The following is a 13,751-nucleotide window of genomic DNA, read 5'->3' as shown; positions in this document are numbered from 1 at the left end:
CAGCTGAGCCGATCCCTAGGAGATGACCGTGATCGTGACCACCAAGAAGAACCCCAAGGCCAAGGCGCGCGCCGAAGTGCAGCCGGACGCCGAAACACCGGAAGCCGCAACCGAAGACACCGACGAGGCGCGCGTCGAAGAATCGGTCGATGCGGTCGACGAGGCCGCCGACGAAGACCGTGGTGAGCAATCCGGGGAAGACGAGGGCGACGACGTCGGTGCGCTGCTCAAAGGCAAGCGTCCCGAGCGCGAACGCCTTAAGCGCCCGTGGAAGCAGTATCTGCGTCGCGGCGCGTTGCCGGTGTTGCTCGTTGCCTCACTTGCCGTTTCCGGGTTGCTCGGCTGGCAGCTGTGGCAGGAACATCAGGTCAAGCTGGCCGGCGACCAGGCCCAGCAGGCGGCCGTCGCCTACGCGCAAGTGCTGACGAGCATTGATTCGAACAAGGTCGACGAGAACTTCAGGCAGGTTCTCGATGGCGCGACGGGCGAGTTCAAGGACATGTACACCCAGTCCAGCGTCAAGCTTCGGCAACTGCTGATCGACAACAAGGCCACCGCGCACGGCGTGGTGGTGGACTCGGCGATTCAGTCGGAGTCGGCGAACAAGGTTGTCGTGCTGGTCTTCATCGACCAGACGGTCACCAACACCGCCGCGCCCGACCCGCGCATCGACCGCAGCCGGATCAAGATGACCATGGAAAAGGTCGACGGCCGCTGGCGGGCCAGCAAGGTCCAGCTGCTGTGATGCGGCGAATACTCGCGGCATCGGTAATGGTCGCCGCCGCAACGATTCCCGGGACGGGTCACGCGCACGCATCCGCCCCGTCATTCTGCGGCGAGCTCGGCGGCGACTGGGACGGCCAGTACTGCCACACCTCCGTCACGTCGGAACGCAAGGCCGTCCGGGACATCAAGGTCGCGGTGCCCGACGACCTGGTCGACAACCCCACCACGGGCCCGGTGATCCGCGACTACCTGCGCACCCTGGTCAACAACTGGAAGACGGCCAACGGTGCCATGGCCGCCGACAGCTACGGCGAGGAGAACTTCGAAGTGTTCCGGCACGGCAATCTGCTCAGCGCCGTGTTCCACGAGGACTACCACGCCGACGGACCGAAGCCCAACAACGCCTACCGGACCTTCACGTTCGACATGGCAGGCGGCCGACGGGTGCAGCTGGCGGATCTGACGACGTCAAATCCGCTGACCGCCATTCCCCCACTGGCCCAACCGTTTATCGAAACCGCGCTCGATCAGGCGCCGCCGCCACACGACCCGGGCACCTACCCGTTCACCGTCGACCGATGGACTCCCGACAAGGTCTACTCCGGGGCCTACAAGGCGTGGGCGGTCACGCCGGACGAGTTGATCCTGTACATGCCGGACTACCCGGTGGCGCACGACGAGCCACTCAACTTCACGCCCGGCGTCATGCAGTGGTTCATGGACGGCGGCACGGTGCAGGCGCACATCCCGCTGTCCGCCTTGGCGCCGGTGCTGCGGATCTAGTTCGCCGAACGCAATCAGTCCTCGGGGTTGTAGCCGAGGTTCGGGGCGAGCCAGCGCTCGGCCTCCTTCAGAGTCCAGCCTTTGCGCTTCGCGTAGTCGGCGACCTGGTCCTGGGCCATCCGACCGATAACGAAGTACTGCGACTGCGGGTGCGAGAAATACCAGCCGCTGACGGCGGCGCCGGGCCACATCGCCATCGACTCCGTCAATTCGATGCCGGTTCGCTCCTTAACGTCCATCAACTTCCAGAGCGTCACCTTCTCGGTGTGCTCCGGGCAGGCCGGGTAGCCCGGAGCAGGGCGGATTCCCACGTATTTCTCGCTGATGAGCGCCTCGTTGTCCAGCTGCTCGTCCGGCTGGAATCCCCAGAACTCCCTGCGGACCCGTTGGTGCATCCGTTCGGCGAAAGCCTCTGCCAACCGGTCGGCGATCGACTCGAGCAGGATCGCGCTGTAGTCGTCGACGGCTGCCTTGAACTCCGCGATCTTTTCCTGGCTGCCGAGCCCCGCGGTGACGGCGAAGGCGCCGACGTAGTCAGCCAGACCGGTGTCCTTGGGCGCGACGTAGTCGCCCAGCGAGCGGTTCGGGATGCCGTCGCGGTGCTCGCCCTGCTGGCGCAGGTTGTGCAGCGTCGTCAGCACGTCGGTGCGGGTGTCGTCGGTGTAGACCTCGATGTCGTCGCCGCCGGGGACGGCGTTGGCCGGGAAAAAACCGATCACCCCGTTGGCCGTCAGCCACTTCTCCTTGATCAGGGTGTCGAGCATCTCCTGGGCGTCGTCGTACAGCTTGCGCGCCGCCTCGCCCGAGACGGGGTTGTTGAGGATGTCGGGGAACCTGCCCTTCATCTCCCAGGCGTTGAAGAACGGCTGCCAGTCGATGTACTCGCGCAACTCGGCGAGGTCATAGTCATGAAACTCCCGCACGCCGAGACCCTGGGCGGGCACCGGCGGCGTGTAGCCGTCCCAGTCGATCGGCGTCCGGTTGGCGCGGGCTTTCTCCAGCGTCACCATCGGACGCTCGTTCTTCTGGGCGTGCCGTTCGCGGAGCGACGCGTAGTCCTTCTCGGTTGCCTCCAGCAGCGCTGGGCGCTGCTTGTCGTCGAGAAGCGCGGCGGCCACCGGGACCGAGCGGGAAGCGTCCTTGACCCACACCACCGGACCGCTGCGACGCGGCGACACCTTCACGGCCGTATGGGCGCGCGAGGTGGTCGCGCCGCCGATCAGCAGCGGAATCTCCAGGCCTTGACGTTCCATCTCGACGGCGAAGTTCACCATCTCGTCCAGGGACGGGGTGATCAGGCCGGACAACCCGATGATGTCGGCGTCGTGCTCCTTCGCCGCGGCCAGGATCTTCTCGGCGGGCACCATCACGCCGAGGTCGATCACTTCAAAGTTGTTGCACTGCAAGACGACTCCGACGATGTTCTTGCCGATGTCGTGGACGTCGCCCTTCACGGTCGCCATCACGATCGTGCCGTTGGTGTCCTTGCCGGCGGCAGCGCCCGACTCTTCCTTCTCCGCCTCGATGAACGGCAGCAGGTACGCGACGGCCTTCTTCATGACCCGGGCCGACTTCACGACCTGGGGAAGGAACATCTTGCCCGAGCCGAACAGGTCACCGACGACGTTCATGCCGTCCATCAGGGGGCCCTCGATCACCTCGATCGGGCGACCGCCTGCGGCGGCGATCTCGGCACGTAGTTCCTCGGTGTCGGCGTCGACGTGGGCGTCGATGCCCTTGACCAGGGCGTGCGTGATCCGCTCGCGGACCGGTAAGGATCGCCACTCCGCCGCCGCCGGGTCTTCGGACTTCTCCGAGCTGTTGAACCGTTCGGCGATCTCCAGGAGCCGTTCGGCCGCGTCCTCGCGACGGTTCAGGACGACGTCCTCGATCCGGTCCCGCAGCTCGGGGTCGATCGAGTCGTAGGGCACCAGCGCACCGGCGTTGACGATGCCCATGTCCAGGCCGGCCTTGATGGCGTGGAACAGGAACACGGAATGGATCGCCTCGCGCACGGGGTTGTTGCCCCGGAACGAGAACGACACGTTCGAGATGCCGCCGGAGATGTGCACCCCGGGAAGGTTCTCCTTGATCCAGGCGCAGGCCTCGATGAAGTCGATCCCGTAGGTCGCGTGCTCCTCGATACCGGTCGCCAGCGCGAAGCAGTTCGGGTCGAAGATGATGTCCTCGGGCGGGAACCCGACCTCTTCGGTCAAAATCCGATAGGCGCGACCGCAGATCTCCTTACGGCGCTCCAGGTTGTCGGCCTGACCCTGCTCGTCGAAGGCCATCACGACCACGGCGGCGCCGTACTTGCGGCACAGCCGCGCCTCGCGGACGAACTTCTCCTCGCCCTCCTTCATGGAGATCGAGTTGACGATCGGCTTGCCCTGCACGTTCTTCAGGCCCGCCTCGATGACCTCCCACTTGGAGGAGTCGATCATCACCGGAACCCGGCTGATGTCGGGCTCGGCCGCGATCAGCTTGGTGAACCGGTCCATCGCGGCGACGCCGTCGATCATGCCCTCGTCCATGTTGATGTCGATGACCTGCGCACCGACCTCGACCTGCTGCAGCGCGACCGACAAGGCGGTGTCGTAGTCCTCGGCCTTGATCAGGTTGCGGAACCGGGCGGAGCCGGTGATGTTGGTGCGCTCACCGATGTTCACGAACAGGGAATCGTCGGTGATGTTGAGCGGTTCCAGGCCCGAAAGCCGGGTGGCCACCTCGATCTCCGGCAGCTCGCGCGGCGGCTTGCCCCCGACGACCTTGGCGATCTCCGCGATGTGCGGCGGCGCCGTCCCGCAGCAGCCGCCGACCAGGTTGACCAGGCCGGCCTCGGCGAAGTCGGCGATGTAGCTCGCCTGGCGCTCCGGGTCCTCGTCGTATTCGCCGAACGCGTTGGGCAGGCCGGCGTTCGGGTAGCACGAGACGAAGGTGTCCGCGATCCGCGCCATCTCGGCGATGTAGGGCCTCATCTCCGGCGCGCCCAGCGCGCAGTTCAGGCCGACCGCCAGCGGCTTGGCGTGCCTGATGGAGTTCCAGAACGCCTCGGTGACCTGGCCGGACAACGTCCGTCCAGAAGCATCGGTGATAGTCCCCGAGATGATCACCGGCCAGCGTCGTCCGCGCTCCTCGAACAGCGTCTCGACGGCGAACACCGCCGCCTTGGCGTTCAGCGAGTCGAAGATCGTCTCGATGATGAGGAGGTCGGCCCCGCCGTCGACCAGGCCGTTGGCGGCTTCGAGGTAGGCAGCGACCAGCAGGTCGTACGAGACGTTGCGGGCACCGGGGTCGTTGACGTCCGGTGAGATCGACGCGGTGCGCGTCGTCGGCCCGATAGCGCCGGCGACGTAGCGGGGCTTCTCCGGGGTGCTGTATTCGTCGGCGGCCTTGCGGGCCAGGGCGGCGCCGGCGTAGTTCAGCTCGTAGCTCAGGTCCTGCATGCCGTAGTCAGAGAGCGAGATCGCGTTCGCGTTGAACGTGTTGGTTTCCAGGATGTCGGCGCCCGCCTCGAGGTACTCGCGGTGGATCCCCTCGATGATCTGCGGCTGCGTCAGATTGAGCAGGTCGTTGTTGCCCTGAAGAGCGGTCGGCCACTCCGTGAACCGGTCGCCGCGATAGCCGGCCTCGTCCGGCCGGTCCCGCTGGATCGCCGTCCCCATCGCGCCGTCGATCACCATGATCCGCTCGCGCAGAGCAGCCGTCAGCTCGTCGGTGCAGTCGGGGCGGATGTTCGGCACGAAGGTCTCTGACGCCGGGGCGCTTTTAGAGGCGTTCACGTACGTTCCTTCCGTAGCGGAAGGCGTCCTTGACTCTGCCGAGCGTGGCGGATACCGGCATGGACCGGCGAACCGTTGCAACGCCTCTCGACCGGAAAAGTCTACGTCCCCCCGCGACGTCTGGACGCCCAGCTCGACGCGACCCGCTTGGCGATCGCGCTGCCCGTGAGCGCCACCTCGCAGATCTTGTCGGCGATGTCGTAGTTACCAATGTTAACCAGTTTGCAGCTGAACGTATTTCGTCTCGGCCGCGTCGCCGAACGTGAACCGCTGCGCCGGAGGGTCGAGGATGTCGGTGTCACAGCGGTGTTCGTTAGCGGCAGCCACCCCTATAAGGATAGTCGGCCTATGCAAATCCCCCGGTTGAGCGCCCATCGGCCGCAATCGACGGCCACCGCGCACCGAACATCGGGGCGCAAGGCCGTACGCTAAATCTGTGACCCCGCCCCAGGGCCCCCCAAACAGAGAAGCCGCACTGCCCGAACTGCACAACACCATCGTCGTGGCGGCGTTTGAGGGCTGGAACGACGCCGGCGACGCGGCCAGCGACGCGCTCGAGCACCTCGAGGCCATCTGGGAAGCCGACCCGATCCTGGAGATCGACGACGAGGCATATTACGACTACCAGGTGAATCGCCCGGTCATTCGGCAGGTCGACGGCGTCACCCGGGAGCTGGTGTGGCCGGCGATGCGCATCTCGCACTGTCGGCCGCCGGGCAGCGACCGCGACGTCGTGTTGATGCACGGGGTGGAACCCAATATGCGCTGGCGTACCTTCTGCGCCGAATTGGTCGCCATCGCCGACAAGCTGAACGTGGACACCGTGGTCATTCTGGGCGCCCTACTGGCCGACACGCCGCACACCCGTCCGGTGCCGGTCTCGGGTGCGGCCTACTCCCCCGAGTCGGCGAAACGCTTCGGGCTCGAGGAGAGCCGCTACGAGGGTCCGACCGGCATCGCCGGGGTGTTCCAGGACGCCTGCGTGGCCGCCGGGATCCCCGCCGTGACGTTCTGGGCGGCGGTGCCGCACTACGTGTCGCAGCCGCCGAACCCGAAGGCGACGGTGGCGCTGCTACGCCGCGTCGAGGACGTGCTCGACATCGAGGTTCCGCTGGCCGACCTGCCGACGGAAGCCGAGGAGTGGGAGCAGGCGATCACCGAGATGGCCGCCGAGGACGAGGATTTGGCCGAATACGTGTCGTCGCTGGAACAACGCGGCGACGCCGAGGTCGACATGAACGAGGCCCTGGGCAAGATCGACGGCGACGCGCTGGCCGCGGAGTTCGAGCGGTACCTGCGCCGCCGTCGCCCCGGATTCGGGCGCTAGCGGCGATCGCCAACTCGGCTTAGCCGAGTGCTGGGGGTACCGCCATCGAACCTAAGCCTTTTTGCCCAATCCCTGGTTGTAAGCGCTGGTGGACCGGCCGAGCGCGGCGACTTGGGCATCCAGCTGGGGCAGCAGCTCCGCCGTTGGTTTGTGCAGGGGCAGTTCGCCGACCGGGGTGGACAGCACCGGCTTGATCCAGCGGAACAGCGCCACCCAGCGCGGGCAGTAGACGCGGTTCCGGCGGCCCTCGATGCCCTTGACGAAGGCGTCCGCGCATTTGTCGACGGTGGTGGTCTTGTTCAGCGGCCAGGGGAAGCTGGCGAGCAGCTTGCCGAAGGCGGGCAGGTCGGCCTCGGTGTCGCGGACGAGGGCGGTGTCGATCCACGACATGTGCGAGGAACCGACGGTGACGCCATGGTGCGCCACCTCCAGCCGCAGCGCGTTGGCGAGGATCTCGACGCCGGCCTTGGACGCGTTGTAGGGAACCAGTCCCGGGCAGGCGGTGTACGCCGCCAGCGACGAGACGACCAGCACGTAGCCGCGGCGCTCGATCACCGCGGGCAGCGCGGCCCGCACGGTGTTGAAGACGCCGAGCACGTTGATGTCGAGCACCCGCTTGAACGCCTCGGGGTCCACCTGCAGCACCGACCCGTAGCTGGCGATGCCCGCGTTGGCCACCACGACGTCGATGCCGCCGAACCGTTCGACGGCCCGGGCCGCGACGGCTTGCATGGCCGGTAGGTCACGCACGTCGGCCACGGCGGTCAACACGTGGTCCTCGCCGAGTTCGGCGGCCAGCGCGCTCAGCTCGGCGTCGTTGAGATCGGTGAGCACGAGCTTGGCGCCCTTCTTGCGCAGGCGGCGGGCGACCTCGGCGCCGATTCCCCGGGCACCGCCGGTGATGAAAACGACTTTGTCCTGCAGCGACGTCATGGCCGCCAAGGTACCGCGACGGCGCTCGTTGACATAGGGCAGACAGTCCTCGACCGTGCCAATACGGCTTTTCGGGTGGACACCAACCCAGTGAACACAAGACGCCGCAGCAGGCTCAAATCAGGCGAGTTGTCCGTACTACCGACCAACCGCGATGGCCGCCGGTGTCATCTCCTGGTCACTTCGTGATCACTACCCTAACCGGGCGTTCGCACTACTCTACTTGGCGCATATTTTGCCCCTGAGCATTAGACGCGACCATAGGCTCCCGGCATGGCTTGTAGCCGAGCATGGGGTCGGGCGCCGTTAGATGACAAACGACGGCTTCATCCCGCCGTCTGCGGCATTGGAGCCTGTCGCGGCACCAAGCCGGGCGCCTTCTGGTTCGTAACACCGAGGATTTTCCCGCTGCGCCGAAATGCCGGGCCAATCCTGTTGACTCCCAACATCAATTCAACTCGAACACACGGTCAGGAGAACCGATGAGCATCAACCCGTTCGACGACGACAACGGCAACTTCTTCGTCTTGGTCAACGACGAAGAGCAACACAGCCTTTGGCCCGCCTTCGCCGAGATTCCAGACGGCTGGCGGGTGGTGCACGGCGAAGCGGACCGAGCTGCCTGCCTGGACTACATCGAACAGAACTGGACCGATATACGGCCGAAGAGTCTCGGCCTCTCGTTCAAGCGATGAGATTCCGCCGAGGCGCGCGGCCGCTACACACGCGAAAGAAATGACGGTGAGCGCAGTTCAAGCCTACGGCGGGATGGAGATCCCTCACTGGTCTCGGTTGGGCGCTCCGCCGGCGGAAGCCTGCCACTTGCCGACCGGGGCGGGCCTGGATCGTGACGACGAGCGCGAGGAGGTCAGCCATGCTGAGAACTCTGCACACGGCGCGCAATGCCGCGTCGGATGAACTTGGACGCGCGCAGATGCTCAAGCTGGCATGGACGTTGCCACGACGCGGCGACGACGCTTTCGATGAGTTGTTCGACCGCCACGGGGACGTAGTCTGGATGTCGCCGCCGCCGTTGATATCTCGGCTCGTCGGATCCAGAGTCGCTTTCGTGCGGGATCCGGCGTTGATCAAGCCATTGTTCACCTCGCCCCCCGATGACGTCAACGCCCCAGAGCCGCATCGCGTTGTGGATCCGTTCTGGGGAGACCGGTCGGTGTTCCTGCTCGACGGGCCGCACCACCTCCGGCTGCGCAAACTGATGCTGCCGCGGTTGCGCGGCGACGCGCTGACGCAGTGGCGTGAGTTCATCGTGGCCAGGACAGAGCAAGAGGTCCGCGGATGGGCCGATCAGCAGACGGTGGCAGTGCGCCCACGGCTGCTCGAAGTCTCAATGGAGCTGATTTTGAAAGTGGCGGCGTCAGTGCCCGATTCGGAGATGCAGCGGTGGAAATCGGCCTGGCAGGACTTGCTCACGACGGCTGCGTCGGGGCAGAGTGCGGTGCGTTCGGCGCTAAGGTCGATCGGCGCACTGCGGTTGTGGCCGCGATATCAGCGGGAGCTGAACCGATGCAATGAGCTGGTCTACGACGAGATCGCCCGCCGTCGGCGCCACCCCGAGCTCGAGCACGACGATGTGATCGATTCGTTGCTGCGAGCACACGGGGAAGCACTGTCGGACAGGGAGATTCGGGACCAGGTGGTGGGGATCATGCTCGGCGGCTACGACCCCCCGGCGACATTGGCGAGCTGGGCGATCGAACGGCTGGTGCGTACTCCGCACGCACTCGCCGCGGCCACCGCGGAGGCACGCGGCGGTGGCGACCAGCGCACGTATCTCGATGCGGTGGTGCAGGAAAGCCTGCGCTTGCGACCGCCGTTCATGTTCGTCACGAGGTTCATTCCCAGGCCGCTGAGCCTAGGTGGGCGTTACTTCCCGGGCGGGACGACGATCATGGCAGTCGTTCAGTCCGTACACCGGCATCCTGACCTCTACGAAGACCCGAAAGCTTTTCGACCAGAACGGTTTTTGCAGCGCCGCCCCAACAGCTATGAACTCATACCCTTCGGCGGCGGCGAACACCGCTGCCTCGGCGACCGGCTGGCCATCTTCGAGGCCACTCACGTCCTGGCGACCGTGCTGCGTTCCGTGGATCTCGCCGCCGTCGATCCGCGCGATGAACCCATCCGCCTCGAAATGGGGCTTGTTCCGGGCAAGGGCGCCACCGTGCGGGCCACTCGGGCTGCTTGACATCGTCGCGACACCCGCACCGAAGCCGCTCCGCGCCAAAGCCTGGCGTTCAGTGCGCCAGCTCCCGGATCACCGTGCGGCACAACGCCCATGCCTGCGATGTCGCGTCGATCAGTGTGTAGTGATCGGCGCCGGGGAGCAGCAGCAGACGGGAGTCGTCGCCGGCAGATTGAGCCGCGGCAACGAAACGCTGCGACTGGCTGAGTGGCACGTCGTCGTCGGCCGTGCCGTGCACACACACCGAGGGGATGCCCGTCGGAAGCAGGGCGCTGGGGCAAGCCAGCGAGCGGGCGCGGGGATCGTTGGCCCAGGCGCCTAGGAAGTTTCGGACGGCTCCGGAACCCGTGTTCTCCTGCATCGCGAGTGTGAGGTCCAAGACTCCCGCCTGGCTGAGGAAGCCGGCCAGCCGCACGACGGGAGAGGCTCCGGGGGCCTTGGCCGGCAGCGATCCTCGACCGGCCAGCCAACCGGCCAGCTGACCCCCCGCGGAGTGCCCGACCGCGATGACTCGCGACAGGTCGAGACGGCCGGCCGCCAGGGTCTGACCAGTCGTCGCGAGCAGGTCGACGGCGGCGGCAACGTCGAGACAGGTGGCCGGCCAACCACCGCCGCCGTGGTCCGGGTTGTCGCCCACCCTGCGGTATTCGATGTTCCAGGCAGCGAATCCTTGCTGCGTGAGATCCTCGGCCAGATCGGAGGCCAGGTCGGCACCGTGGGCCGTCCGCCAGAAGCCGCCGTGGATGACCACCGCGACCGGCCAGGGGCCTTGGCCGTCGGGAAGGCTGAGCACGCCGTGCTGGCTGGGATAGGTGCCGTAGCGCACGATCCACGAGGAACCAGCGTCGACCCGCAGGAATGCGTCGGGCGCCCGCGGACCCACCTGGGCTCCGCACCAAAATCGGGGGTAGGCAGCTCGTCCCACGGCAGGCTTGCTCGCCTAGCAGGTCGACAGCCGATTCTGCGCCGGGCAGGAAGCCTCAAAAAGGCGATCGATCAGGAAGCCGACCCCGGTGGTGCCGCCGGTGCCCCTTCCGTCCCCGATGAAGCGGGTGACGGCGTCGAGGTGGGCCAGCCGCCAGCGCGTCAGGCCGGCGATGAATACGTCGAGCTGGGCCCCTAGCTGCAGGCGCTGCCGGCGGCTGCTCCTGTCACCCGTGGGCCGATCGGCGAGGATTGCCAGTAGCGCCGCAACCGGAGCGTGGCGGATGCCGGTCAACAGGGTCGCGAATTGGGCCGACTGTCCGGCCGTGATTCCCTGTAAGCCACCCCGGAACCGATTGAAGTCATCTACCGATAAGTGTTGCAGGGCGCTTTGTGTCGTAATGGTCAGTTCGAGCACGGCGTTTGCGCGCTTCATGCGATCGACCGCCTTGCCGAACTCCGAGCGACGGGCGGACTCGAGCGCGACCTCGAGGTCGGCCAGGATCTGGGACACCCACAGTTCAGAGGTTTGGTGGATGATCAGAAAGTAGCTTTCGTCGCCCCGAGCCGAACGGTCGGCGTCCCCGAACAACGGCTTTACCGCGCCGAGCAGTTCGTCGAGGTGCAGGTATTCCGCGTAGCGGAACCCGGTGGCCTGAAGTTTTCGTTCGGCCTCGATGTGGTCTGCCCCTCCTTGCAAATCGCTGAACGGGCAGCCGGTGGGAACTACTTCTACTGAACTGACACCATTGCTCAACTGCCGGCTCATGACGGCCTCCTCTCCCCAGTCCCGCTCGTCGGACCTGCCAAGGTCGAAGGGCTCGGAAGCCTCAGCGGATCGAACCCGAACCAATGAATCTTTGATTTTTTCGCCGTACATATTGAGCGATTCCGTCGTAAGCATCTCTTGATGCGTGCAGTCGATCGAGTGCCCGGTGATGTCGCCGTTAACGAATGGTCGCCAACTTTGCAGAGGAGACGGACCCTGATTAGTCTCACCTCGCGCGGCGGAAAATATGACCATATCACCGTTGAAAACACCGGGCTCGTGGGTTCGAGACAACTCGATGTCATTATTGATGTTCTTAATGAACAGATCTAAAACCTGCTGGTATCGGGGGAACTCTGCGGCGAAGTCCTCGGCTCCCCGTTCACGAATCAGCTCTTCTATTTGCTCGTAGGTGAACAAATCGGATTCTTCTGAACTGCCGATCCGGTAGAACCGTAAGGCATCTAGGTGCTTCGTCCAGTCATCGAGATCCTCGTTCGGCAGGGCGTCGGTGCCTGGCTGGGCATCGAGAAGAATAAGAGAATCGATCACGCATCCCCGGCGGTGCAGCTCGACGGCAATATCATGGGCGACGACGCCTCCGAAAGACCAGCCGAGAAGATTGTAGGGTCCGGCGGGATGGACTCTTTCAATTCTGTCGGCGTAGTTTTTTGCCATTTCGTGAATTGACCGGGGTTCAACCTCTCCGCTCTCGAGGACCTGTTGAATTCCGATGATCGGGCAGTCCAAGTAATTGCCGAGAGTCTGATACAGCCAACTCACCCCACCGCCAGGATGGATGCAGAAAAGCGGCACGCCGGTGCCCTTCCTCAGAGTTTGAACCGGAACCACTTCTTGCACGGAAACCGTGTCTTCGCCTCCGCGGTGCCGGTCGAGATGGTCGGCGAGATCTACGACGGTGGACGCGTCGAACAGGTAGCGCACCGGCACTTCTCTGCCCAGCGCCAGCTGCAGTCGCGCACTCACCCGGGTCGCGATCATCGAATTCCCGCCGAGGGCGAAGAAGTCGTCATCGAGGCCGACTTGATCGAGGTTCAACACCTGGGCGAAGACCTCGGCCACGATTTTCTCGGTCTCGGTGTGCGGCGCCCGGAACGGCGCAATGGCCACCACCGGCGCCGGCAGCGCCCGACGATCGACCTTGCCCGACGAGGTCAACGGAACTTCTTCGAGCACAATAATTTCCGCCGGCACCATGTAATCGGGCAACCGCGCACCCAACTGCTGGCGCACCGCCGCGGGATCGGGGCGCGGCACCCCACTGACGTAGCCGATGAGGCGATCACCCTTGGGGCCGTGGTGCACGGCGGCCGCGGCCTGAACGACCTGCGGGCACGCCAGCAAGGTGTTCTCGATCTCCCCGAGTTCGATGCGCTGCCCCCGCAACTTGATCTGGGCATCGGTGCGGCCCAAGTACTCCAGCACACCCGCAGACGTCCAGCGCACCAAATCCCCGGTGCGATACATCCGCGCCCCCGCACCCCCAAACGGGTTGGCCACAAACCGTTCCGCAGTCAGGTCCGGCCGCTTGACATAACCGTGGGCGATGACGCGCCCGGCCAGATATAGTTCGCCCGCCACCCCGATCGGCGCCGGGTTCAGCCGCGCGTCGAGCACCAGCGCGCAAACCCCCGGGATCGGGGTGCCGATGCTCACCGACTGCCCCGCCGACTGCGATGCAGTGGACGTGGCGCAGATGGTGGTCTCGGTGGGACCGTACCCGTTGAACATCCGCCGGCCGGGCGCCCAGCCGGCCACCAACTCCGCTGGGCAGGCCTCCCCGCCAGTGATCAGCGTGTCGAGTCCGGCCAGCCGGGCCCGATCCAGCGACGCCAGCACCGTCGGGGTCACAATCGCCGCACTGACCCGCTGGTCCTGCAGCACGGCGGTCAGCGCATCCCCGGCATACGCGTCCGGCGGGGCCACCACAAGTGCGGCCCCCGAAGCCACTGCCCATATCCACTCGAAGATCGAGGCGTCGAAGGTTGGCACGGCCACATTCAGCACTCGGGCGTCGGCACCCAACACGAACACTTTGCGTTGCGCCGCAGCCAATCCGACCAGGCCGGCGTGGCTGACCGTCACGCCCTTGGGCGCGCCGGTGGATCCCGAGGTGAAAATCACGTACGCGGTGTCGTCCACCGCCAGCGGCGCCAGCCGGTCGGCGTCGGTGATCGGCTTCGCGCACCGCCCCGACAGATCGAGTTCGTCGACACGCAACACCGGGCGCGCGCCCGCCCCGACCAAAGTGTCGGCGCCACACGTCAACACACACACCGC

The 13,751-nt window shown here is 65.7% G+C and carries 9 protein-coding genes; 5 read left to right on the top strand and 4 right to left on the bottom strand.

Annotated elements, in window-relative coordinates; all coding sequences use genetic code 11:
* Positions 1-22 precede the first annotated feature (22 nt).
* Complete coding sequence (locus tag A5750_RS00535) at positions 23-745, top strand: tetratricopeptide repeat protein (protein WP_066946884.1); 723 nt, start codon at positions 23-25, stop codon at positions 743-745.
* Complete coding sequence (locus A5750_RS00530) at positions 742-1,509, top strand: mannan-binding family protein (protein ID WP_197505316.1); 768 nt, start codon at positions 742-744, stop codon at positions 1,507-1,509. The genes A5750_RS00535 and A5750_RS00530 overlap by 4 nt, the downstream gene beginning before the upstream one ends.
* 14 nt (positions 1,510-1,523) lie before the next feature.
* Here the strand turns inward: A5750_RS00530 and metH are convergent, their stop codons facing one another.
* Entirely contained in the window at positions 1,524-5,291 is a 3,768-nt protein-coding gene (gene metH, locus A5750_RS00525; protein WP_066946888.1) for a methionine synthase, read from the bottom strand.
* A gap of 436 nt (positions 5,292-5,727) precedes the next feature.
* Between metH and A5750_RS00520 the strand changes: the two genes are divergently transcribed.
* A complete protein-coding gene (locus A5750_RS00520; RefSeq protein WP_197505315.1) occupies positions 5,728-6,618 on the top strand; it encodes a PAC2 family protein in 891 nt (296 codons plus the stop codon).
* A 51-nt stretch (positions 6,619-6,669) separates the two neighbouring features.
* On the opposite strand, the gene A5750_RS00515 is transcribed toward A5750_RS00520, so the two are convergent.
* Positions 6,670-7,551, bottom strand: a complete 882-nt coding sequence (locus tag A5750_RS00515) for an SDR family oxidoreductase (RefSeq protein WP_067260594.1) — start codon at positions 7,549-7,551, stop codon at positions 6,670-6,672.
* Positions 7,552-8,033: 482 nt separating this feature from the next.
* Between A5750_RS00515 and A5750_RS00510 the strand changes: the two genes are divergently transcribed.
* On the top strand, positions 8,034-8,246 hold the full coding sequence (locus A5750_RS00510; RefSeq protein WP_066946896.1) for an MbtH family protein: 213 nt from the start codon (positions 8,034-8,036) through the stop codon (positions 8,244-8,246).
* 179 nt (positions 8,247-8,425) lie between these two features.
* On the top strand, positions 8,426-9,760 hold the full coding sequence (locus A5750_RS00505; protein ID WP_066946899.1) for a cytochrome P450: 1,335 nt from the start codon (positions 8,426-8,428) through the stop codon (positions 9,758-9,760).
* A 49-nt stretch (positions 9,761-9,809) separates the two neighbouring features.
* Here A5750_RS00505 and A5750_RS00500 read toward each other — a convergent pair whose 3' ends face one another.
* Positions 9,810-10,640: a S9 family peptidase gene (locus A5750_RS00500; RefSeq protein ID WP_197505314.1), complete on the bottom strand. Its 831-nt coding sequence runs from the start codon at positions 10,638-10,640 to the stop codon at positions 9,810-9,812.
* 57 nt (positions 10,641-10,697) lie between these two features.
* On the bottom strand, positions 10,698-13,751 hold a 3,054-nt coding region (locus A5750_RS00495), incomplete at its 5' end, for a tryptophan 2,3-dioxygenase family protein (protein WP_156664229.1).

Origin of the sequence: Mycobacterium sp. 852002-51613_SCH5001154, from assembly GCF_001667425.1 — a bacterium.
Taxonomy (GTDB): domain Bacteria; phylum Actinomycetota; class Actinomycetes; order Mycobacteriales; family Mycobacteriaceae; genus Mycobacterium.
The sequence above is the reverse complement of the archived record's forward strand: the minus strand, read 5'-3'. Positions and strand labels throughout refer to the sequence as shown.

Excerpts from the sequence above, each read along its gene's own strand:
- A5750_RS00535 (WP_066946884.1), top strand. The coding sequence starts at position 23 with ATGACCGTGATCGTGACCACCAAGAAGAACCCCAAGGCCAAGGCGCGC.
- A5750_RS00515 (WP_067260594.1), bottom strand. The coding sequence starts at position 7,551 with ATGACGTCGCTGCAGGACAAAGTCGTTTTCATCACCGGCGGTGCCCGG.
- A5750_RS00510 (WP_066946896.1), top strand. The coding sequence starts at position 8,034 with ATGAGCATCAACCCGTTCGACGACGACAACGGCAACTTCTTCGTCTTG.
- A5750_RS00505 (WP_066946899.1), top strand. The coding sequence starts at position 8,426 with ATGCTGAGAACTCTGCACACGGCGCGCAATGCCGCGTCGGATGAACTT.